The sequence below is a fragment of the Micromonospora sp. WMMD730 genome (assembly GCF_049178955.1).
Taxonomy (GTDB): Bacteria; Actinomycetota; Actinomycetes; order Mycobacteriales; family Micromonosporaceae; genus Micromonospora; species Micromonospora wenchangensis.
In genome coordinates, this window is the sequence record NZ_JBMHML010000002.1 from 1,909,741 (window position 1) to 1,931,233 (window position 21,493).

Consider the following 21,493-nt stretch of genomic DNA (forward strand, 5'->3'; position numbering starts at 1 on the left):
CGTCGACACCCGAGGGAGAGTTCGTGCGCCTGTCCGATCTGCGCGGCCGTACCGTCGCCGTCTGGGGGGCCGGCCGGGAGGGCCGCGCCGCCGTGACCGCCATCGCCGCGCACGGCCCGGCCGACCTGGTCGCCGTCGACGACAGCGCGAACTTCCTCACCGTGGCCTGGGAGGGCCCGCTCGCCGAGGCCGCGCCGCTGGTCACCGGGGAGGAGGGGTTCGCCCGGCTGGCCGCCGCCGAGATCGTCGTCCGCTCACCGGGGGTGCCCAACACCCACCCGTGGCTGGTCGAGCTGCGGGCGCGGGGGGCGACCGTGACGCAGGGCACCGCGCTGTGGATGGCCGACCACGCCGACCGGACGATCGGGGTCACCGGCAGCAAGGGCAAGTCGACCACGTCCAGCCTGATCAGCCACCTGCTCGCGGCGGTGGACCGGCCCAACGTGCTGGGCGGCAACATCGGCGTGCCCACCCTCGACCTGCCCGAGGCCGAGCTGTACGTGCTGGAGCTGTCCAGCTACCAGTGCAGCGACCTGGCCGACTCGCCCCGGGTGGCGGTGGTCACCGCGCTGTTCCCCGAACACCTGGACGCGCACGGCGGCGAGGCCGAGTACTACCGCGACAAGCTGAACCTGATCGCGTACGGCCCGCGCACCGTGGTGGTCAACGGTAACGACCCGCGCCTCGCCCTGGAACTGGGCGACCGGGCGGCGGTGCGCGCCGGCCTGCCCGACTCCGTGCACGTCGCCACCGGCCCGGACGGCACCGACTGGTTCCACCTCGGCGACCGGCCGCTGTTCGCCCGGGGGGTGCTGCCGTTGGTCGGCCGGCACAACGCGGGCAACCTCTGTGTGGCGCTCGCCGTGCTCGACGCGCTCGGGGTCGACGTCGTCGCCCACAGGGACACCCTGGCGGTGGCGGTCGCCGGGTTCCACGGGCTGGCCCACCGGCTCACCGAGATCGTCGACCCGTCCGGCCTGACCTTCGTCGACGACACCCTCGCCACCAGCCCGTACGCGGCGATGCACGCGATCGACGCGTACGACGGGCGGCCGTTGACGGTGATCGTCGGCGGCACCGACCGGGGGTTGGACTACACCCCGCTGGCCACCCACCTGGCCGAGCGGGAACTGACCGTGATCGGCATCCCGGACAGCGGTCCCCGGATCGTGGCGGCGCTGGCCGGACTGCCGAAGGTGCGTACCGAAACGGTGGACGACCTGGCGGACGCGGTCCGGTTGTCGCGGGCGGTGACCCCGACCGACGGGGTGGTGCTGTTGTCCCCGGCGGCGCCCAGCTACGGCCGGTTCCGCAACTTCGAGCACCGGTCCGAGGTGTTCGCCGAGGCGATCCGGGCCACCGCCGCCGGCTGAGCCCGCCCGCGCCGCCGGTGCCGTCCGGCCGCGCCGCCCGCCCGGCTGCCCACGCCGCCCGCCAGACCGTGCCGCCCGCGCCGGTCGGGTGACGTCGTGTCAGGCGGGGGCGGCGGTCGGGCGACACAGTGGCAGTTGTCGGCGGCCGGCCGGGGTGGCAGCGTGCGAGGCACGCGAACCCCGCCGCGGAAGGGTGTGCCGATGACCGCCGACGACCTGCTGGCCCGACACCGGGCCGTGCTCCCGTCCTGGATGCCGCTCTACTACGCCGAGCCGATCGAGCTGGTCGCCGGGTCCGGCCGCCGGGTCACCGACGCCCAGGGGCGCAGCTACCTGGACTTCTTCGGCGGCGTGCTGACCAACATGATCGGCTACGACATCCCGGAGATCCGCGAGGCGGTGGAGCGTCAGCTGCGGACCGGCCTGGTGCACACCTCCACCCTCTACCTGATCCGGCAGCAGGTGGAGCTGGCCGAGAAGATCGTCCAGGTCGCCGGTATCCCGGACGCCCGGGTCTTCTTCACCAACTCCGGCACCGAGGCGAACGAGGCCGCGCTGCTGGCCGCCACCAGCTACCGCCGCTCGCACCAGATCCTCGCCGTCCGCAACAGCTACCACGGCCGGTCGTACGCAACGATGGGGATCACCGGCAACCGGAGCTGGACGGCCAGCGCGCACAACCCGCTGCAGGTGGCCTGGCTGCACTCCGGGGAGCGGCTGCGCGGGCTGCTCGCCCGGCTGCCCGCCGACGACCGGATCGACGCCGCCGTGGAGGACCTGCGCGAGGTGCTCGCCACCCAGACCAGCGGCGACGTGGCCTGCCTGATCGCCGAGCCGGTCCAGGGGGTCGGCGGTTTCGTCGCCCCGCCCGACGGGCTGTTCGCCGGCTGGCGCAAGGTGCTCGACGAGCACGGCATCCTGCTCATCTCCGACGAGGTGCAGACCGGCTGGGGGCGCACCGGCGCGCACTTCTGGGGCTACCAGGCGCACGGGGTCACCCCGGACCTGCTCACCTTCGCCAAGGGCATCGGCAACGGCTTCGCGCTGGCCGGCGTGGTCGGCCGGGCCGAGATCATGGAGTCGGTGCCGGCGATCAGCTTCTCCACCTTCGGTGGCAACCCGCTCTGCACCGCCGCCGGCAACGCCGTCCTGGACTACCTGCGTGACCACGACCTCCAGGCCAACGCCGCCCGGGTGGGCGCGATCCTCGTCGACGGCCTGCGGGCCGCGGTCGCCGACCTCGACGGGGTGGCCGAGATCCGGGGCCGCGGGCTGATGCTCGCCGTGGAGTTCGTCCAGCCGGGTGGCACGGAGCCCGATCCGGCGCTGACCGGCCGGGTCGTCGAGGCGTGCCGGGCCGGCGGCCTGCTGGTCGGCAAGGGCGGCCTGCACGGCAACGTGGTGCGGATGGGTCCACCGTTGACCCTGACCGAGGCCGAGGCCCGGGAGGGGCTGGCCATCCTGGTCGAGGCGATCCGGTCGACGGTGGCGGCGGAGGCGGCGCGGTGAACGGGGCGACCCGGCGGACGTCACCCGGCCCGCAGGCCGCGCCCACCGTGGACGGTGCCCGGATCGGGCACTTCGTCGACGGTGCGCGGATCGACGGGACGTCCGGCCGGCACGGGGACGTGTTCGACCCGGCGACCGGTCGGCGTACCGGACTCGTGGCGCTGGCCGACGCGGCGGACGTCGCGGTGGCGGTCGAGGCCGCCGGGCGGGCCGCCCGGAGCTGGCGGGACGCCTCGCTGGCCCGCCGCACGGCGGTGCTGTTCGCCTTCCGGGAGCTGGTCCACGCCCGCCGGGACCGGCTCGCCGAGGTGATCACCGCCGAGCACGGCAAGGTGCTCGCCGACGCCGCCGGCGAGGTGCAGCGCGGCCTCGAGGTGATCGAGTACGCCTGCGGTATCGCCTCGGCACTGCGCGGACGGTTCAGCGAGAACGTCTCCACCGGGGTCGACTCGTACAGCCTGCGGCAGCCGCTGGGGGTGGTGGCGGTGATCTCGCCGTTCAACTTCCCGGTGATGGTGCCGCTGTGGTTCGTGCCGGTGGCGGTGGCCTGCGGCAACGCGGTGGTGCTCAAGCCGAGCGAAAAGGACCCGGGTGCGGCGCTGCTGCTGGCCGAGTGGTTCGTCGAGGCGGGCCTGCCGGCCGGGGTGCTCAACGTGGTCAACGGCGACGCCGAGGCGGTCGACGCGCTGCTGGACCATCCCGACGTGCGGGCGGTGTCGTTCGTCGGTTCCACCCCGGTCGCCCGGCACGTGCACCGGCGCGCGACGCTCACCGGCAAGCGGGTGCAGGCCCTCGGCGGGGCGAAGAACCACCTGGTGGTGCTCCCGGACGCCGATCTGGACCTGGCCGCCGACGCGGCGGTCAACGCCGGGTTCGGCTCGGCGGGCGAGCGGTGCATGGCGATCTCCGCGCTGGTGGCCGTGGAGCCGGTCGCCGACGCCCTGGTGGCGCGGATCGCGGCGCGGATGACCGGGCTGCGTACCGGCGACGGGCGGCGCGGCTGCGACATGGGGCCGCTGGTGACCGCCGCGCACGCCGCCCGGGTACGCGGGTACGTCGAGGCCGGGGTGGCCGCCGGGGCGGTGCCGGTGGTCGACGGCCGGGACGTCGTGCCGGACGGGGACCCGAACGGGTTCTGGCTGGGCCCGACGCTCTTCGACCGGGTCACCCCGGACATGTCGATCTACACCGACGAGATCTTCGGCCCGGTGCTCGGTGTCGTCCGGGTCGACTCGTACGACGCGGCGGTCGCGCTGGTCAACGCCAACCCGTACGGCAACGGCACGGCGGTCTTCACCAACGACGGTGGGGCGGCCCGGCGCTTCCAGCATGAGGTGGAGGTCGGCATGGTCGGGATCAACGTGCCGATCCCGGTGCCGATGGCCTACTACTCGTTCGGCGGGTGGAAGGCGTCGCTCTTCGGTGACCTGCACGCCCACGGCGAGGACGGGGTGCGGTTCTTCACCCGGGGCAAGGTGGTCACCAGCCGGTGGCCGGACCCGCGCCACGGCGGGGTGAACCTCGGCTTCCCCACCCAGACCTGAGCAGCCATGGCACACCCGGCAGGCACGGGTGACCGTGTCCGGTGGCGGGGCCGTGCGGGCGTACGGTCAGAACGGTGCGGGTCCGCGGCCCGCCAGCGACATCAACACCTGCGTGGCGAGTAGTTTGCGTAAGCCGGTGACGGCGACCGTTCCGACGCGATCGTAGGGCAGTTCCAACTGCAGTCCCTCGACGGCGTTGCGAAGGTCCGTCGTGATCTCGTCCGGCCGGAAGGTGCCACCCCAGCCGTTGAGTCCACCGCGATGGTTGGTGCTGAGGGAAGCCATGCCGGTTATGCGTGCGCCGCCGGCCAGGATCAGCCTCGCCGGACCCGAGTAGGTCGTCGTCAAAGTCATCAGCCTTTCAGGGTGAACGCTGCGCACCTCGGCCCCCGGCCGCGGTCATCAGGAGCCGGGGCGTCGGGCTGTGCTGCACCGGGACCAGGGTCGTACGTGCCCCGACCGTCAGGGCGGCGGTGCTGTGGAACGTGGCGCGTAGCGGGAGGGGTCTGCGTCGGCTCACGCCTGGCCGGGGCGGCCCTGGTCGCTCAGCCGCGATCGCCGTGGTGAGCGGTGGAAACGCCGAACGGCGGCCCGCTGAACCAGTCGGGCCGCCGTGCGTGGAGTGTGGATCAGAGCGGGCGGATGTTCTCCGCCTGCGGGCCCTTCTGGCCCTGGGTGATGTCGAACTCCACCTTCTGGTTCTCGTCGAGGCTGCGGAAGCCGCTCGCCGAGATCGCGGAGAAGTGGGCGAACACGTCGGCACCGCCGTCGTCGGGGCTGATGAAGCCGAAGCCCTTGTCGGCGTTGAACCACTTCACGGTACCTGTGGTCATGTCTGCTCCTCTGCAGGCTGGGGAGAGACCGCACTGCGCGGACCCTTAGCCGCCGAGTTGATAACCCGCATCGAAACGACACGAAAAACGAAAAGCGCCCGGATGGGTTTCAGATAACCCATCAGGCGCCCGGAAACGTCTACGGAAATCAAAACTGCAACCCGCTCACCGTAGCACGCGATCCGTCGCGACTCCGGGGCGGGGGTGGGCCTGGACGTGATGTCGCGTACCCACCGGACCGCCGGTGGGTAGGCGGCAATCGCCATATCCATCGATGTTCGCCATCGTGCCGACCGCGTCCGGAGGCGTCCCGGTGAAAGACCCAGCCGGTCGGCGGCATCGGCGGAACTCGCTCACGAGCGACCCCGGGGAGAGTCGCCCTCCCCGTCGACGGGCGGGTCCGGCACGAACAGCGGGTGCAGAGCCGCTGGATCGGTGATCCCCGGCAGGTCGCGGACGGCGAGCCAGGCCGCCGCGCAGGCACCGTCGCCGGCCGGACGCAGCGGCGCGACCGGCCACCGCCGGGCCAGTTCCGCGGTGACGGCGACGGCCAGTGGGGTGCCACCGGTGAGCAGACCGCCGCCGAGGACCACCGGGTCCACCGCGCCGGCCGGTCGGATCCGCGCGACGCTGTCGGCCAGCAGCCCGGCGGCCCGCTCGATCAGCGTGACGGCGACCGGTTCGGTCTCGGCGGCGGCGACCACCAGCGGGGCGAGCCGGGCCAGCTCCACCGCCGGCCGGCGGGTGACCGCCTGCACCACCGCGTCCACGGTCTCCCGGGGCCGGTCGGCGACCCGATCGTCCCCCAGCAGGGTGGCGAGCACCCGGCGGCCCAGTGGCCCCGGCGTCCGGGCCGCGTCCAGGTCGGCGAGCAGACGCCGGACCGCCTCCCGGCCCAGCCAGAACCCGGAGCCGGCGTCGCCGAGCAGCCAGCCGTGCCCGTCGGCGACCCGGTCCAGTCGCCACCGGCACACCTGGGCGGCGATCGCCCCGGTCCCGGCGATCAGGATCGTGCCGTCGGCTGCGGCGGTGCCGGAGGCGTACCCGACGAGGGCGTCGCTGTGCACCGTGTACGGGCAGCGCAGGCCGGCGTCCGACCAGGCCCGGTCGAAGGCGGCCCGGCCGGCCGGGTCGGCGCGCAACCGGCCGGCCCCGGCCAGCCCGATCGCTCCGGCGCGGACCCGGGTCGGGTCGACGTCGCGCAGCGCCTCCCGCAGCGCGGTCGACAGTTCGGCGGCGGCCCGTTCGGCGCCGTGGCTGGTGGGGTTGCCGCCGCCGGCCCGGCCGGTGCCGAGGCGTTCGCCGGTGAGGGTCAGGGCGGTCGCCCGGGTGGACGTACCCCCGACGTCGAGGCCGACCACGACGGTGCCGGACATCCTCGCGGGCCTCCCGGGGGTGTGCTGGTTCGGGGGTGTCCATGCTGGTCGGTGCGGTGCCGCAGGGCAAGACCGGGGGGTGGGAGCGGGCCGCGCGCCAGGTAACAGTTTGAAAACTTCGCCCATGGTCTTGACAGGAAGGGGCCTTCAGTAAGAACTTTTACCACTAACAGTTAACACTCTTTTCCGAAAGGCGTGTCGATGGCCGAGCTCGAGACGGACACCACCGCGGCGACCGCGGTGGTCGATGCCGAGCCCGTCGACCGGCGCGGCGCGGACGGGGTGCTGGCCAGGGTCCGGGCCGGCACGGGAGAGTTGACGGGAGCGTTGCGCCGGGTCGCCGAGCAGGTGCTCAGCGACCCGGAGGCAGCGGCCCGCGCCACCATCGTCGAGCTGGCCGAACGCAGCGGCACCTCACCGGCGACCATCACCCGGTTCTGCCGGGCGATGGGCTTCGACGGCTACGCCGACCTGCGCCTGGGCATCGCCTCCGAGACCGGCCGGGCCCGCTCGGCCGGCTGGACCGTCGACATCGGCCGGGAGATCCAGCCCGGCGACCCGCTGGAACGGGTGCTCGACCAGATCATGGCCGCCGACACCCGGGCCATGCACGACACCGCCACCCTGCTCGACCTCGCCGAGGTCGAACGGGCCGCCGTCGCCATCGCCGGCGCCGCCCGGGTCAACATCTTCGGGGCCAGCGGCAGCGCGCTGGTCGGCGAGGAGATGCAGTTCAGCCTGCACCGCATCGGGGTCGCCGCGTGGGCCTGGAGCGACGTGCACGAGGGACTGGCCAGCGCCGCGCTGCTCGGCCCCGGCGACGTGGCGCTGGGCATCTCGCACACCGGACAGACCCGGGAGACCATCGAGATGCTGGCCGAGGCGGGCAGCCGGGGGGCCACCACCGTGGCGCTGACCGGGTTCCCGCGCTCGCCGCTCGCCGAACTGGCCGACACCGTCCTGCTCACCGCCAGCCAGGCCACCACCTTCCGGCCGGACGCGCTGTCCGCCCGGCACCCCCAACTCGTCGTGCTCGACCTGCTCTACATCGCCGTGGCGCAGCGCACCCACGACCGCGCCCACGCGGCCTTCCGGCGTACCGCCCAGGCCGTGCAGGGGCACAAGGCCGCGAAGGGGACCACCTCATGATCAGTGCCCAGGGGTACGCGCGGGCCGTCCGGCCCGTCCTCGACCGGCTGCTCGACACCCAGGCCGAGGCGATCGGCCGGGCCGCCGACCTGATCGCCACCAGCCTGCGGGCCGGCGGGGTGCTCCAGGCGTTCGGGGCCGGCCACTCCGAGGCGTTCGCCGCCGAACTGGTGGCCCGCGCCGGTGGCCTGGTCCCGACCAACCGGATCGGCCTGCACGACCTGGTGCTGCACGGCGACGCCCCGCGCGACGTGCTCACCGACCCCAAGCTGGAACGCGACCCGGCCGTGGCCCACCAGCTCTACCCGCTGGCCCGGCCGCAGCCGGCCGACGTCTTCCTGATCGCCTCGCAGTCCGGCATCAACGGCTCGGTGGTCGAGCTGGCGACACTGGTCACCGGGCACGGCCATCCGCTCATCGCGGTCACCTCGGTCGCGCACACCGCACGGGTCGCACCCCGCCACCCGTCCGGGCGTCGACTCGCCGAACTCGCCGACGTCGTGCTGGACAACGGCGCACCGTACGGCGACGCACTGCTGCCGCTGGAGGGCGGCGGCGCGGTCTGTGCGGTCTCCTCGGTCACCTCCGCGCTGCTGGCGCAACTGGTGACCGCGGAGGTCGTCCGACGGTTCCACCAGGCCGGAGAGGTACCCCCTATCTACCTCTCCGCCAACGTCCCCGGTGGGGACGCGCACAACCTCGCCCTCGAGTCGCGGTACGCCGGGCGTCTCCGGCGAACCGCCTGACCCGGACACCCAAGGAGAGACGACGATGTCGAATACCCCCGAGACCCCCGCCGCGCTGAGCCGGCGCACCCTGCTGGGCCGCACCGCCGCGGCGGGCCTGCTCGCCACCCCGGTGGTCAGCCTGCTGGGCGCCTGCGCCACCAGCGGCTCCGACGAGACCACCACCAAGGCCGAGGAGGGCACCAAGAGCGCCGCCAACCCGCTGGGTGTCGCCGAGGACGCCCCGCTGGAGGTGGTCATCTTCAACGGCGGCTACGGCGAGAAGTACGCCACCGACGTGCACGAGCCGCTGTACAAGAAGGCGTTCCCCAAGGCGGAGATCAAGCACCAGTCCACCCAGGCGGTCTCCACCGTGCTCCAGCCCCGGTTCGCCTCGGGCAACCCGCCGGAGTTCGTGAACAACTCGGGCGAGAAGCTGATCGACTTCGGGTCGCTGGTCGCCGACGGGCAGCTGATGGACCTCACCGAGCTGTGGGACGCCCCGTCGGTCGACGACCCGAACAAGAAGGTCCGCGACACCGTCGTGCCCGGCACGGTCGAGGCGGGCTCGTTCAACGGCAAGCCGTACGTCCTGTACTACGTCTCCACCGTCTTCGGCATCTGGTACTCGGGCAAGCTGTTCAAGGAGAACGGCTGGGCGCCCGCGAAGACCTGGTCGGAGTTCACCGCCCTGCTCGACGGCATCAAGTCCAAGGGCATCACCCCGTACGGCTACGCCGGGGCGAACGCGGCCTACTACCAGTGGAACGTCATCCTGACCCACGCCGCGAAGATCGGCGGCACCGACGTACTCAAGAACATCGACAACCTGGAGGACGGCGCCTGGCAGCAGGACGCGGTCAAGCAGGCGGCGCAGGCGTGGGAGGAGATCGGCGCCAAGTACGTCGACAAGAGCTTCGAGGGGCTCAAGCACACCGACGTGCAGCTGCGGCAGAACCAGTACAAGCTGGCCCTCTACCCCAGCGGCGACTGGCTGGAGGGCGAGCAGAAGAAGGACACCCCGGCCGGCTTCGACTACCAGCTCATGCCGGTGCCGAGCCTCACCGGCTCGGACAAGCTGCCGGCGACCGCCGTGCGGGCCACCGCCGGTGAGGGCTACTTCGTCTCGGCCAAGAGCAAGAACCCGCGCGGTGGTCTGGAGTACATGCGCCAGATGCTCTCGGTCGCCGGGGCGAAGGGCTTCACCGAGGTGGTCAAGGCCCCGACCGTGGTCACCGCCGGCAGCTCAGGCTTCGCCTTCCCGCCCGGCGTGGCCAGCTCCCAGGCCGCCCTCGCCGCCGCCGGCAAGGACGTGTTCAACCTGTACTTCGACGGCTGGTACAAGGAGCTGGACACCGAGGCGCGCACCGCCACCAACGAGCTGATGTTCGGCCGGATCAAGGCCGACGCCTTCGTGGAGCGGATCCAGAAGCGGGCCGACGCCATCAAGAAGGACAGCTCCGTCGCCAAGTTCACGCGCTGACCGATCGGAGTAGCGGGATCATGCGGCACGGCAAGTATCCGTTCGTGATCGGGTTCCTGTTCGCCCCGGTCACGCTGTACGTGGTCTTCGTCATCGCACCGTACGCGCAGGCGTTCCAGATCTCGATGACCAACTGGCGGGGGTTGTCCGCCCCGCAGTGGGTGGGCTTCGACAACTACCGGCGGCTGCTCGACGACGGGCGCTTCTGGCAGGCCGTCCAGCACCACGGCGTACTGCTGCTTGCCCTGCCGCTGATCACGATCGCCATCGCGTTGTTCTTCGCCTTCCTGCTCAACGTGGGCGGGCGCAGCGTGGGCGGCCAGCGGCAGGGGGTCCGGGGGTCGAAGTTCTACCGGGTGGTGTTCTTCTTCCCCCAGGTCCTGGCGGTGGCCATCATCGCGGTGCTGTTCCAGATGGTCTACCGGCCCAACGAGTCCGGCCTGATCAACGGCGTGCTGATGAAGCTCGGGCTGGACCCGGTGCTGTTCCTGGTCCGGCCGAACCTGGCCCTGTGGTCGATCATCGCGGTGCTGGTCTGGCAGGCCGTCGGCTTCTACGTGGTGCTCTTCTCGGCCGGGATGGCCTCGATCCCGGGTGAGATCTACGAGGCGGCCGAGATGGACGGGGCGAGCAAGGTGATGCTGTTCTTCCGGGTCACCCTGCCGCTGCTCTGGGACACCCTCCAGGTCGCCTGGGTGTACCTCGGCATCGCCGCGTTCGACGCGTTCGCCATCGTCGCGGTGCTCTCGGTGGACAGCGGCGGCCCGGACGGCGCGACGACGGTGCTGGCGGTGGAGATCTACCGCAACGCCTTCGTCTACTCGAAGTACGGCTACGCCTCGGCGATGGGTGTGGCGCTGTTCTTCCTCACCCTCACGTTCGCGGCGCTGACGCTGCGGTTGACCAAGCGGGAAAGCGTGGAGTACTGAGATGGCCGCACAGACGACGCTGCCGCCGGCCGCGGCGGACACCCCGCCCGGCCGGCCCGCCGCCCGCACCCGCAAGGGCCGGGGCGAACACCACGAGGTACGACTGTTCAGCGGGCTCGGTCAGCTGGCGCTCGCCGTCTGGGCGGTGATCGTCATCGTGCCGATCCTCTGGACGTTCCTGGCCGCGTTCAAGAACACCGGCGAGATCTTCAGCAGCCCGTGGACGCTGCCGGCGGAGCTGCGCTGGGAGAACTTCGGCCGGGCCTGGACCAAGGCGCACGTCGGCCGCTACTTCCTCAACAGCGTCTTCGTGGTGTCGTGCAGCACCTTCGGCACCATGCTGTTCGGTTCGATGGCCGCGTACGTGCTGGCCCGGTACAAGTTCCGGGGCAACCGGGCGATCTACTACCTGTTCGTCTCCGGGTTGGCCTTCCCGGTCTTCCTGGCGCTGGTGCCGCTGTTCTTCGTGGTCCGCAACCTGGGCCTGCTGGACACCCACACCGGCGTGATCCTGGTCTACATCGCCTACTCGCTGCCGTTCACCATCTTCTTCCTGGCCGCGTTCTTCCGGACGCTGCCGAACTCGGTGGCCGAGGCCGGCATGATCGACGGCTGCTCGCACACCCGGCTGTTCTTCCAGGTGATGCTGCCGATGGCGAAGCCGGGTCTGATCAGCGTGGCGATCTTCAACATCATCGGGCAGTGGGCGCAGTACCAGTTGCCCCTGGTGCTGCTCTCCAACGCCAAGGACAAGTGGGTGCTCACCCAGGGCATCGCCGACATCTCGGTCAACGCCGGTTACGAGGCCGACTGGTCCGGCCTGTTCGCGGCGCTGACCATCGCCATCCTCCCGATGATCATCGTGTACGCGATCTTCCAGCGGCAGATCCAGTCCGGTCTGACCTCCGGCGCGGTCAAATGACCGGTCGGGGTGGTGGGGCCGCCTCACCCCGCCACCCCGCCGGTGACCCGCAGCGCCCCGACGGGTGATCCGGGTCGGGGTGTCACAGGGGCGGGGCACAATCGGGCCGTGGCGGTGCTGGCAGTGGCGGCGGGGGAGCGGGGCGGCGGCGCCCTGCAGCCGCTGGACGCCGCCGGTCACCCGGCCGGGCCCGTCGAGCCGGTCGACGACCTGCCCGCCGCCGTGGCCGCCCGCGAGGCGGCCGAGCGCCCCCGCTGGGTCTGGGCGTCCGGTGCGACGCTCTACCCGGCCCTGCTGCGCGCCGGGGCGCGGGTCGAGCGCTGCCACGACATCGAGCTGACCGAGGGGCTGCTGCTGGGGCACGCCGGCCGGTGGGGTGAGCCCCGCTCGCTGGCCGCCGCGTACGCCCGGCTCACCGGGGCCGCCGTGCCACCCGACCCGCCGCCCCGGCCGGCCGCGCCGCCGGGGCACGGGCAGGCCGCGCTCTTCGAGGCCGTCGCCGGCCCGCCGGCCCCCGGCATCGACGCCCTGACCCGGGTGTACGCCGACCAGCTCACCCGGATCGCCGCCACCGCCCAGCCCGGCCGGTTCCGGCTGCTGGTGGCCGCCGAGTCGGCCGGTGCGCTGATCGCGGTGGAGATGGCCGCCGTCGGGCTGCCCTGGCGTGCCGACGTGCACGACGAGATCCTCGCCGAGCTGCTGGGTGAGGCGTCGCCGGTGGGTGGGCCGCCCCGGCGGCTGGCCGAGCTGGCCGCCCGGGTCGCCGAGGCGTTCGGCGTCCGGCAGGTGCACATCGACTCCTCGGCGGAGCTGCTGCGCGCCTTCGCCCGGGTCGGTGTGCAGCTACCCAACACCCGGGCGTGGGTGTTGCGCGGCGTCGACCATCCGGCCGTCCCGCTGGTGCTCGAATACAAGGAGCTGTACCGGATCTGGACGGCGCACGGCTGGGCCTGGCGGGACGCGTGGGTCCGCGACGGCCGGTTCCGCCCGGAGTACGTCCCCGCCGGGGTGGTCTCCGGCCGGTGGGCGACCCGGGGCGGCGGCGCGTTGCAGATCCCGAAGGTGATCCGGCGGGCGGTGGTGGCCGATCCGGGCTGGCGGCTGGTGGTGGCCGACGCCGGTCAGCTGGAGCCCCGGGTGCTCGCCGCGGTCTCCGGTGACGCCCGGCTGGCCACCGCCGGGGCGGCCGGGGACCTCTATGCGGCGCTGGCCCAGGACTCCTTCGGCGGTGACCGGGCCCGCGCCAAGCTCGCTCTGCTCGGCGCGATGTACGGGCAGACCGGGGGTGGGGCGCTGCCGGCCCTGGCGGTGCTCAAGCGCAGCTATCCGACCGCCTTCGGCTACCTGGAGGCGGCGGCGCGGACCGGGGAGGCCGGTGGCCTGGTCCGGTCCTGGCTGGGCCGGACCTGCCCGCCGGGGGCGGTCGGGTCCGGCGACGCCGACGACGCCCCGGTGGACCCGGACGCCGGGGCGGATCCGCGCTCGCCCCGGGCGCGGGCGGCCCGCTCCCGGGGCCGCTTCACCCGCAACTTCGTCATCCAGGCCACCGCCGCCGAGTGGGCCTCGACGCTGCTCGCCTCGCTCCGTGGTGAGCTGGCCGGGCTCGGTGGGGAGCTGGTCTTCTTCCAGCACGACGAGGTGATCGTGCACTGCCCGGCCGAGCTGGCCGACCCGGTGGCCGAGGCGGTCCGCCGCGCCGGGCAGCGCGCCTCGGCGCTGCTGTTCGGCCCCACCCCCGTGCGCTTCCCCCTCGACCTCTCCACCGTCACCACCTACGCCCAAGCCTGACCCCCCTCACCCCCTCGCCCGGCCCCGTTGCGGTGTCAGCGCCCGGTGATCAAGAGGTTCGCGTCAGATTCGCCGCCCGCGACGACGCAAACCTCTTGATCACCGGGGCGAGCCGGCGGGGCGAGCCCGGCGGGGCGAGCCGGGCGGCGGGCGTGGTTGGGTTCAGGGTATACGCGTGAAATATCCGTTTCGTGCCGACACTCATCCCTCGGGGGCTCGTTGCACCCGGTGTGCGTATCGCAGGAATGATCATCGCGGCGGGTGGGGGGCGCCGGCTCGGCAGCCCCGAGGCGTTGCTGTGTCGGGGGGACCGGCTGCTGGTCAGCTGCATGATCGACACGATGGTCGCGGCCGGCTGTGAGCAACTGGTGGTGGTGCTGGGGGCGGCGGCCGACGAGGTCCGGGCCGCGGCCGACCTGAGCCCCGCCACGGTGGTGGTCAACCGGGCCTCGGGAGCCGGGGTCGGCTCGTCCATCCGGGCCGGCCTGGCCGCGTTGGCCGACGAACGGGTCGAGGCGGTGGTGGTGGTGCCTGTCGACATGCCCGGTCTCACCCCGGAGGCGGTCCGGCGGGTGGCCGCGCTGCCGTACCCGGACGTGCTGGCCTGTGCCACCTACGACGGGCTGCGCGGGTACCCGATGCTGTTCGGCCGTCGGCACTGGGCCGGCATCGCGACCCTGGCCGGCGCCGACATCGGGGCCCGACCGTACCTGCTGGCGCACAAGGACCAGATCGTCGACATCGCCTGCGACTCGGTGGCCGACGGCAGCCGGGTGGACACCCCGGAGCTGATGGCGCTCTACGGCCTCACCGTGCCACCCCAGCGGGTCGGCGTCTGACCGCGCTCAGCCGCCGGGCGGGCGGCAGATGTCGACGGTGTGCCGGGGGCGTAGCCGCCCGTCGAACGCGACGGTGACCGCCGGCCGGTCGACCAGCGAGAACCGGACCGTCCGCTCGCCGACGAACTCGGCGTCGATCCGCTCCCGGGGGCGCTCGTGGCGGCAGGTGACCAGCTCCCGGTCGGCGTCGTGGCTGAGCAGCCCGGCGCGGGCGCGTACCCGCAGCTCGGTGTGCGGCAGGTCCTTCCAGTCGCGGGTGTCCAGCCGGACCACCGCGTACCGGCCGTCGGGGGAGACGGCCAACGTGGAGTCCCGCTCGACGGTCGAGGCGAAACCGGTGCGGTACATGCCCCACGCGCCGGTGCCCACGCCGAGCAGCACCGCGCACCCGAGCGCGGCCGACCGTAGCGCCGTCGCGGCGGGCGGTTGCCGGGCGGCCAGCCAGCCGGCGAGCACCAGCGTCAGCGCGGCCAGCGTGGCGAGCCCGAGCAGGGGCAGCGGCCGGTGCAGGGAGCGTGCCGCCGGATAGAGCCGGGCGTACCCGGCGTCCCAGAGCACGCCCGCGAAGAGGACCAACGACAGTAGCGTCAGCAGGCCGGCGAGGAGCCGCCCGCGACCGGAGCCGGCGAGGGGGCGGGTCCCGGGGCCGGCCGACATGCTACGCATCGTAGGCGTACGGAGCGCTCCCGGGCCGTCCCACGTTCGGCTGGTCCCCGTGCCACCCGCAGGTGGGCCGCGCCCGGTCAGACCTCGATGTTGAACCGTTGCAGCACCGACGGGGCGACCAGGCCGACGGCCGCGAGCACGGAGAGCACCGTCAACGCGGTCCGCAGCACCACCACCTCGGCCTTGCTGCCGGTACGCAACGCGATGCTGTTCGGTAGCCCGATCATCGTCCACATCCGGCGTTTGATCGGGATCGGCCAGAGGATGGGCACCCCCGCCTTGGTGATCATGTCGCCGAGGATGTGCACGAAACAGCCCACCCCGACGGCCAGCCCGATCATCGGATAGCCACGGTCACCTGGCAGGTTGGCGAAGGTGAACCAGGCGGCGGCGGCCGAGACGAGGGTGACGATCACCCAGCCGGCCCGCTCGGCCCACTGGTCGAACAACCCCCGCAACGCCAGCCCGATCATGAAGAACAGGATGCTCACCACCGCCCACTTGCCGTACGCGGTGCACAACGCGGTGGTGCCCCAGCCGACCAGCACGGTGAACGGGATGGTGTGGGTCAGGGTGCGGTGACCGTTGTTACGGCGCGGGTCACGGCTGAGCTTGGTGGCGTAGTAGACGCCGAGCGAGATCTTCTCCATCACCTCGGCGACGAACAGCGAGAACACCCCGAAGGTGCGGGCCACCGTCGCGCCGCCCTGGTTGCGGGTGACCTTGCCGGAGAGGTCGAGGTCGGGAAAGAGCGCCCCACCTGCGCAGACGGCGGTGCCGACGGCCAGGGCGAGCGGTGACTGGTGGTAGTCGGCGAAGTAGTCCAGTGCCCACGACCCGGTCAGCCACACCGCAGCGCCCGACAGCGCGTGGGACGGTCCCATCATGTCGCCTCGCCCCTCCCCGTTTTCTTGATCGACAACGCTACGCCACTGTGTCAGAACCGCCGTCGCCAGGGCAACAACCTGGTCGGTCCACAGGGGATGGTGTCACGCGGCAGGACGGAAGCTCTGCCGGATCATCAGGAAGTATGTCGCGTTGACCTGCCAGTCGAACTGGTCTGTCAGCCATGAGACGGTGTAGGCCCGCTGCGGGGCGACCCGGACCAGCAGCCGGGCGGTGTGCAGCCGGGCCCCGGTCGGGCCGGTCCACTCGCACTCCCACAGCGCGCCGCCACGGAACATGTCCAGCGCGGAGATGTCCACCCGCCGGTAACCGGTGAGCCGACCGTCGTCGGTGAGCCGGCGCTCCTCGGCCCGCCAGTGGGCGACCGGATCGGCCGGGGCGACGCCGGGGGCGATGCTGAGCACCCGGGGGCCACCGGGCTCGCGCAGACAGGTCACCGTGCCGTCGGTGTAGCGCAGCCAACCGGCCGGCGCGGCGATCCGGAAGCCGTCCGGGTCGGCGTACCAGGTCCAGCCCGTGACCAGGCCGAACCGCTCACCCGGCGGCGGCGGTGCGGACCGGACCGGTGTGGCGTCGGCCGGCGCGGGCGCGGCGCACGGGAAGGCCGCCGGTCCGGCCGTCCCGGTGCCGGCGTCACCGCCCGGCGTCGACGACGGGCCGGTGCCGTCGCGCAGCGCGACCACCGCCCCGACCCCGGCCAGCAGCGCGCCCGCGACGGCCACCGCGACCAGGGCGGTCCGCTGCCGCCGCCGACGCGGCGTACCGGCCGGCAGCGGCGGGGTGTCCCCGCCGGCCGGCACCGTGGGGGGTGGTGGGGTCGGGGTGGACGCCTGCGGCGCGGGCGGCGTGGTGGGCGTCGCCGCGAGCGCCGCGCCCAGCCGGGTCTGCGTCTCGTCGGCGGTGAACCGTCGTTCCGGTTCGCGGCGCAGCAGGCCCTCCAGCACCGGGCGCAGCGCCCCGGCCCGGCGCGTCGGGTCGGGCGGCTCGGTGGCCAGCGCGCTCAGCGTCGCCATCGCGCTGCCCCGGGCGTACGGCGCCCGCCCCTCCACCGCCGCGTAGAGGGTGGCCCCCAGCGACCACAGGTCGGTATGCGGGCTGGACACCCCGTCGCGGGCGCGCTCGGGGGCGACGAACTGCGGTGAGCCGAGCACCATCCCCGGCCCGGTCATCGCCCCGTCACCGCCGTCGAAGGTGGCCAGTCCGAAGTCGGTGAGCACCACCCGCCCGTCGTCGGCGACCAGGACGTTGTGCGGCTTGACGTCGCGGTGCAGCACTCCGGCGGCGTGGGCGGCGCGCAGGGCGGCCAGCACCGCCAACCCGATCCGGGCGACCCGGTGCGGGGGCAGCGGTCCCTCCTCGGTGAGCAGTTGTTGCAGCGAGCGGGACGGGACGTACTCCATCACGATCCAGGGGTTGTCACCGTCGTGCACCACGTCGTAGATCCGGACCACGTTGGGGTGGTTGAGCCGGGCCGCGGTGCGGGCCTCGCGCAACGTGCGCAGCCGTAGCTCCGCGCGTTCGTGCGCGGCGAGCCAGTGCGGCGGGACGACCTCCTTGACCGCGACGTCCCGGTGCAGCATCTCGTCACGGGCCAACCAGACCCGGCCCATCCCGCCGGTGCCGACCAGAACGAGTAGCCGGTACCGCCCGGCGACCCGCTGCTCGTGCACGACGTTTCCCCCTCGCTGCCCCGCCACCAGGATATCCGTGGTGGCCGGGGTGTTCGCGGCGACGGATTCGGGGGACGCAGCGCGGGAAGCCGGCCGTCGGCGGGCCGGGGCGGGTCAGGTGGGCGAGGTCACTTCCGTCGACCGGCCCCGGAAGCTCTGCCGGACCACCGTCAGCTCGTCGGTCGCGTCGTCCCAGTCGTCGTCCGCCGACGACCAGCTCAGCATGAATCCGGACAGGTCCCGGCCGGGGATCAGCCGGACCCCGTGCTCCCGGCCGCCGAACGGGGTGTCCCAGCGGCACTCCCACTGGGCGCCGTCACCGTCGAACGCCGCCAGCTTGATCTTGTCGTACCCGGGCAGGGCGCCGAAGCCGAGCTGGGTGCGTTCCTCGGCCCGGAGCCGTTCCAGCGCCCCGCCGCCGCCACCGGTCAGCGGTTCCACGCTCAGCGTCCGGCGGCTGCCCGGGTCGCGGAAGCAGGCCACCTGCCCCTCCTGGGTACGCAGCCAGCCGATCGGGACGGCGAGCCGGTAGCCGACGCCGTCGTACCAGGTCCAGCCGGACGGGGGACGGAAACCGTCGTCCACGGTCGCCGGTCGGCCGGTGACCTGCGTGCCGACCGGGTCGGGACGCAGGCACGGCAGCGGCGGCGGGGCGAGGTCCTGTGCGCCGGGTGGCGGACCCGGCCGGCCCGGACCACCGGCCGGCGGACCGTACGGGCGGGTCGAGGGGGTGCTGCTGGCCGGCACGTCGGTGTGCCCCGGTGCGGCCCGGTGCTCGTCGTCGTTGATCGCGGCGGTGGTGCCGATGCCGGCCGTCGCCCCCACCACGATGGTCACCCCGGCGAGGATCCAGCCCCGGGCGCTGCGGGGCAGCCGGGCGAGCATCCCGGCCGGGCCGCCCGTGCCGGCCGCCCGCCGTGACCCCGCGCCCGCGCCGGTGCGTCCCGGCCCGCGCCCGCCCGGCCCGGCTGCGCCCGGGCCGGGGCCGGCCACCTGACCTGCGGCCGGCTTCGCGCCGGAGGTGGTCGGATCGCCGGTCGGTGCGCCGCCGCGACCGTCGGTGTCGCCAGGCCCCGGCGGGTAGCCCCCCGGATCACCCGAGGCGGCCACGACCCGACCGGGCGGGGTCGCCTCGGCCGGCTCCCGCCCGGGGCCGCCGGGCCCGGCGGCCCCGGGAGCGCCCACCACCTGTGGGTGACCGGTCGGCTCGGGGCCGGGGGAACCGGAGGACGTGGGGGAGACGGGCCGGTCGGCCGCGTCGGCGGCGGCCCGGCGGCCCGGTGGTCCCCAGTCCCGCTCGGCGTCGAGGTCCGCGCGGGTACGCGGGGGCGTCGGCGGGTCGCCCGTGCCGGGCGGCGGGGCCGGCCGGGCCACGCCCATCGGCCGGGGGACGGGCAGCACCACCGTGGGCGGCTCGGGCCGGGGCGTCGCCCGGGTCACCTCCTCCAGGCGGCGGGCGGCCTCGTCGTGGCGGATCCGGTGCCGGGGGTCGCGGACCAGCAGCCCGTCGAGCACCGGACGCAGCGGCCCGGCGTGCGGGGCCGGGTCCGGTGGGGAGGTGGCCAGGGCGGCCAGGGTGGCCATCGCGGTGCTGCGGGCGTACGGGGAGCGGCCCTCGACGGCGGCGTGCAGGGTGGCGCCGAGCGACCACAGGTCGGCCTCCACGCTGGACACCCCGTCGGCGGCGCGTTCGGGGGCGACGAACTGCGGGGAACCGAGCACCATCCCGGGGCGGGTCATCAGCCCGTCACCGCCGTCGAAGGTGGCCAGCCCGAAGTCGGTGAGCATCACCCGCCCGTCGTCGGCGACCAGGACGTTCTGCGGTTTCACGTCGCGGTGCAGCACCCCGGCGGAGTGCGCGGCGCGTAACGCGGACAGCAGCGCCAGCCCGACCTCGGCGGCGCGGACCGGGTCGACCGGGCCGGTGGTGTCCAGCACCGTCTGCAACGACCGGGACAGGACGTACTCCATCACGATCCACGGCCGTTCCTCGACCTGCACCACGTCGTAGACCCGGACCACGTTGGGGTGGTTGAGCCGGGCCGCGGTGCGGGCCTCGCGCAGCGTCCGCAGCCGCACCTCGTCGCGTTCGTCGTCGGCCAGCCAGGCGGGGGGCACCACCTCCTTGACCGCCACCTCGCGGTGCAACACCTCGTCGCGCGCCAGCCAGACCCGGCCCATGCCACCCCGGCCCACCAAGTTCAACAGGCGGTACCGGCCGGCGATCACTACCTGCTGCACCGTTCTCCTCACCATCGGCCGAGGTACACCGTAGCCAATGGATCGGGGCGGACCTATCGGTTGTCAGGTCTCGATCCGGTCAGCAGGCCGCGCCGTCCCATTGCAGCAGGTTGCCCTCGGGGATGGTGATCCGTTGCCGACCACCGGCGAGCAGGCCCGCCGCCCGCCGGGCCTGGAAACCGTCGTGGTCGCGGCGGGCGGCGGCGTAGCTGCCCGCGGTACGCGCGGCGATGGCCGCCCAGCCGTACCGCTCGCCGACCATGGTGCGGGCCCGCCGGGCCACCCGACGGGCGAAGACCTCGTCGCCGACGAGCCGGTCGACCGCCCCGGCCAGCGCGCCCGGGTCGCTGTGCGGGAAGGTCACCCCGGTGACCCCGGGTTCGACGATCTCGGCCAGCCCGCCGGTGCTCGCCACGGCCAGCGGCGCGCCGGCCGCCGCCGCCTCCAGGGCGATCATGCCGAACGGCTCGTAGAGGCTCGGTACGACCGTCGCGTCGGTGGCGGCGAGCAACGCCGGGAGCTGCCCGGCGTCGAGGAAGCCGGTGAACCGGACGCTGTCGCCGACGTGCAGCCGGCGTACCTGGTCGACCAGCTCGTCCCTGTACGGGCCGTCCCCGGCGATCACCACCCGCAGCCCCGGGTGCCGGTCGCGCAGGTGGGGCACGGCGTCGACGAGGTGCTGCACGCCCTTCTCGTAGACCAGCCGACCGGCGTAGCCGACCAGCGGGCCGTCCCCGGCGAACCGGGCGCGGGCCGAGGCGACCGCCCGGGGCCGGGCCCGGAACGCCCGGTCGTCGACCCCGTTGGGCACCACGTCGACCCGCCCGGCCGGTACGTCGAACAGCCGGCTGACCTGGGCTCGCATGTAGCCGGAACAGGCGATCACCCGGGCCGAGGCGTTGCTGAGCCAGTGCTCGACGCCGTGGATGGTGCGGTTGAGTTCCCCGGGCAGCCAGCCCTGGTGCCGGCCGGCCTCGGTGGCGTGGATGGTGGTGACCAGCGGCAGGTCGAGGTGTTCGGCCAGGGTGACGGCGGTGTGCCCGACCAGCCAGTCGTGGGCGTGCACGACGTCGTAGTCGGCGGTGTCGGCGGCCCGCAGGGCGGTCCGGGTCAGGGTGTGGTTGAACGCCATCGTCCAGGCCAGCAGGGAGCCGGTGGCCAGCGGGAAGGTCACCGGGTCCTCGGGGGCGCGCAGGACGCGTACGCCGTCGGCGTACTCCTCCAGCGGCGCCCCCTCGGCGTGCCGGGTGACCACGGTGACCTCGTGCCCGGCGGCGGCCAGGGCGGTGGCCAGCGCGTGCACGTGCCGGCCGAGGCCGCCGACCAGCACCGGCGGGTACTCCCAGGACAGCATGAGCACCCGCTGGTGCCGGGCGGGGTGGATGTCGATCACGTCGGCGTCCGGTGACATGCGGCCCCCTTCGGGTGGTGTCCTGGGCGCGCGCCGGTAGGACACCATGAGGGTGTCCGTGCGCGGCCCGGGGTCGGGGCCCATCCTGCCGACTACTGGATAACCAGCGGAGACGCCACCGTTGCCGGT

At 73.7% G+C, this 21,493-nt stretch carries 18 protein-coding genes; 10 read left to right on the plus strand and 8 right to left on the minus strand.

The window, feature by feature from the left end; all coding sequences use genetic code 11:
* Nucleotides 1–23: 23 nt before the first annotated feature.
* The 3 genes from murD (at nt 24) to ACN265_RS08670 (ending at nt 4,426) form a co-directional block, all read left to right on the plus strand.
* The gene (murD, locus tag ACN265_RS08660; RefSeq protein WP_421406672.1) at nt 24–1,373 is read left to right on the plus strand and encodes a UDP-N-acetylmuramoyl-L-alanine--D-glutamate ligase; all 1,350 of its coding nucleotides are present in this window, start codon (nt 24–26) and stop codon (nt 1,371–1,373) included.
* Nucleotides 1,374–1,574: 201 nt separating this feature from the next.
* Complete coding sequence (locus ACN265_RS08665; protein WP_420115991.1) at nt 1,575–2,882, plus strand: aspartate aminotransferase family protein; 1,308 nt, start codon at nt 1,575–1,577, stop codon at nt 2,880–2,882.
* Nucleotides 2,883–2,944: 62 nt separating this feature from the next.
* Complete coding sequence (locus ACN265_RS08670; RefSeq protein ID WP_421411430.1) at nt 2,945–4,426, plus strand: CoA-acylating methylmalonate-semialdehyde dehydrogenase; 1,482 nt, start codon at nt 2,945–2,947, stop codon at nt 4,424–4,426.
* Nucleotides 4,427–4,492: 66 nt separating this feature from the next.
* Here ACN265_RS08670 and ACN265_RS08675 read toward each other — a convergent pair whose 3' ends face one another.
* The 3 genes from ACN265_RS08675 to ACN265_RS08685 all read right to left on the minus strand — a co-directional run bounded on the left by ACN265_RS08675 (nt 4,493) and on the right by ACN265_RS08685 (nt 6,635).
* Nucleotides 4,493–4,780 (minus strand): hypothetical protein, encoded by a 288-nt coding sequence (locus ACN265_RS08675; protein ID WP_421406674.1) that lies wholly within the window; start codon nt 4,778–4,780, stop codon nt 4,493–4,495.
* Nucleotides 4,781–5,055: 275 nt separating this feature from the next.
* Nucleotides 5,056–5,259, minus strand: a complete 204-nt coding sequence (cspE, locus tag ACN265_RS08680; RefSeq protein ID WP_013283833.1) for a transcription antiterminator/RNA stability regulator CspE — start codon at nt 5,257–5,259, stop codon at nt 5,056–5,058.
* A gap of 353 nt (nt 5,260–5,612) precedes the next feature.
* On the minus strand, nt 5,613–6,635 hold the full coding sequence (locus ACN265_RS08685) for an N-acetylglucosamine kinase (RefSeq protein ID WP_421406676.1): 1,023 nt from the start codon (nt 6,633–6,635) through the stop codon (nt 5,613–5,615).
* A 201-nt stretch (nt 6,636–6,836) separates the two neighbouring features.
* Between ACN265_RS08685 and ACN265_RS08690 the strand changes: the two genes are divergently transcribed.
* The 7 genes from ACN265_RS08690 (at nt 6,837) to ACN265_RS08720 (ending at nt 14,470) form a co-directional block, all read left to right on the plus strand.
* Nucleotides 6,837–7,784 (plus strand): MurR/RpiR family transcriptional regulator, encoded by a 948-nt coding sequence (locus ACN265_RS08690; protein WP_204926171.1) that lies wholly within the window; start codon nt 6,837–6,839, stop codon nt 7,782–7,784.
* The gene (locus ACN265_RS08695; RefSeq protein WP_208570897.1) at nt 7,781–8,530 is read left to right on the plus strand and encodes a sugar isomerase domain-containing protein; all 750 of its coding nucleotides are present in this window, start codon (nt 7,781–7,783) and stop codon (nt 8,528–8,530) included. Before ACN265_RS08690 ends, ACN265_RS08695 begins: the two co-directional genes overlap by 4 nt.
* Nucleotides 8,531–8,555: 25 nt before the next feature.
* A complete protein-coding gene (ngcE, locus tag ACN265_RS08700; RefSeq protein ID WP_363651697.1) occupies nt 8,556–9,992 on the plus strand; it encodes an N-acetylglucosamine/diacetylchitobiose ABC transporter substrate-binding protein in 1,437 nt (478 codons plus the stop codon).
* Between the two features lie 20 nt (nt 9,993–10,012).
* Nucleotides 10,013–10,921, plus strand: a complete 909-nt coding sequence (locus ACN265_RS08705; protein ID WP_204959073.1) for a carbohydrate ABC transporter permease — start codon at nt 10,013–10,015, stop codon at nt 10,919–10,921.
* 1 nt (nt 10,922) lies between these two features.
* Nucleotides 10,923–11,843 carry a carbohydrate ABC transporter permease gene (locus ACN265_RS08710; protein ID WP_219463627.1) on the plus strand — a complete coding sequence of 307 codons (921 nt, stop codon included), beginning with the start codon at nt 10,923–10,925 and terminating at the stop codon, nt 11,841–11,843.
* A gap of 108 nt (nt 11,844–11,951) precedes the next feature.
* Complete coding sequence (locus ACN265_RS08715; protein ID WP_421406677.1) at nt 11,952–13,631, plus strand: bifunctional 3'-5' exonuclease/DNA polymerase; 1,680 nt, start codon at nt 11,952–11,954, stop codon at nt 13,629–13,631.
* 245 nt (nt 13,632–13,876) lie between these two features.
* Nucleotides 13,877–14,470 (plus strand): nucleotidyltransferase family protein, encoded by a 594-nt coding sequence (locus ACN265_RS08720; protein ID WP_204926241.1) that lies wholly within the window; start codon nt 13,877–13,879, stop codon nt 14,468–14,470.
* Between the two features lie 6 nt (nt 14,471–14,476).
* Here the strand turns inward: ACN265_RS08720 and ACN265_RS08725 are convergent, their stop codons facing one another.
* The 5 genes from ACN265_RS08725 to ACN265_RS08745 form a co-directional block, all read right to left on the minus strand.
* A complete protein-coding gene (locus tag ACN265_RS08725) occupies nt 14,477–15,127 on the minus strand; it encodes a hypothetical protein (RefSeq protein ID WP_420115538.1) in 651 nt (216 codons plus the stop codon).
* An 86-nt stretch (nt 15,128–15,213) separates the two neighbouring features.
* Entirely contained in the window at nt 15,214–16,023 is an 810-nt protein-coding gene (locus ACN265_RS08730; RefSeq protein WP_420115539.1) for a metal-dependent hydrolase, read from the minus strand.
* Nucleotides 16,024–16,125: 102 nt separating this feature from the next.
* Nucleotides 16,126–17,712: a serine/threonine-protein kinase gene (locus tag ACN265_RS08735; protein ID WP_421406678.1), complete on the minus strand. Its 1,587-nt coding sequence runs from the start codon at nt 17,710–17,712 to the stop codon at nt 16,126–16,128.
* A 114-nt stretch (nt 17,713–17,826) separates the two neighbouring features.
* Nucleotides 17,827–19,953 carry a serine/threonine-protein kinase gene (locus tag ACN265_RS08740; protein ID WP_421406679.1) on the minus strand — a complete coding sequence of 709 codons (2,127 nt, stop codon included), beginning with the start codon at nt 19,951–19,953 and terminating at the stop codon, nt 17,827–17,829.
* Nucleotides 19,954–20,032: 79 nt separating this feature from the next.
* Nucleotides 20,033–21,364, minus strand: a complete 1,332-nt coding sequence (locus ACN265_RS08745) for a glycosyltransferase family 4 protein (RefSeq protein ID WP_421406680.1) — start codon at nt 21,362–21,364, stop codon at nt 20,033–20,035.
* Between the last annotated feature and the right edge of the window lie 129 nt (nt 21,365–21,493).

What these genes read in the sequence shown, in the direction of transcription:
- ACN265_RS08665 (WP_420115991.1), top strand. Translation starts at nt 1,575, where the DNA reads ATGACCGCCGACGACCTGCTGGCCCGACACCGGGCCGTGCTCCCGTCC.
- ACN265_RS08675 (WP_421406674.1), bottom strand. Translation starts at nt 4,780, where the DNA reads ATGACTTTGACGACGACCTACTCGGGTCCGGCGAGGCTGATCCTGGCC.
- cspE (WP_013283833.1), bottom strand. Translation starts at nt 5,259, where the DNA reads ATGACCACAGGTACCGTGAAGTGGTTCAACGCCGACAAGGGCTTCGGC.
- ACN265_RS08685 (WP_421406676.1), bottom strand. Translation starts at nt 6,635, where the DNA reads ATGTCCGGCACCGTCGTGGTCGGCCTCGACGTCGGGGGTACGTCCACC.
- ACN265_RS08690 (WP_204926171.1), top strand. Translation starts at nt 6,837, where the DNA reads ATGGCCGAGCTCGAGACGGACACCACCGCGGCGACCGCGGTGGTCGAT.
- ACN265_RS08695 (WP_208570897.1), top strand. Translation starts at nt 7,781, where the DNA reads ATGATCAGTGCCCAGGGGTACGCGCGGGCCGTCCGGCCCGTCCTCGAC.
- ngcE (WP_363651697.1), top strand. Translation starts at nt 8,556, where the DNA reads ATGTCGAATACCCCCGAGACCCCCGCCGCGCTGAGCCGGCGCACCCTG.
- ACN265_RS08705 (WP_204959073.1), top strand. Translation starts at nt 10,013, where the DNA reads ATGCGGCACGGCAAGTATCCGTTCGTGATCGGGTTCCTGTTCGCCCCG.
- ACN265_RS08710 (WP_219463627.1), top strand. Translation starts at nt 10,923, where the DNA reads ATGGCCGCACAGACGACGCTGCCGCCGGCCGCGGCGGACACCCCGCCC.
- ACN265_RS08720 (WP_204926241.1), top strand. Translation starts at nt 13,877, where the DNA reads ATGATCATCGCGGCGGGTGGGGGGCGCCGGCTCGGCAGCCCCGAGGCG.
- ACN265_RS08725 (WP_420115538.1), bottom strand. Translation starts at nt 15,127, where the DNA reads ATGTCGGCCGGCCCCGGGACCCGCCCCCTCGCCGGCTCCGGTCGCGGG.
- ACN265_RS08730 (WP_420115539.1), bottom strand. Translation starts at nt 16,023, where the DNA reads ATGATGGGACCGTCCCACGCGCTGTCGGGCGCTGCGGTGTGGCTGACC.
- ACN265_RS08745 (WP_421406680.1), bottom strand. Translation starts at nt 21,364, where the DNA reads ATGTCACCGGACGCCGACGTGATCGACATCCACCCCGCCCGGCACCAG.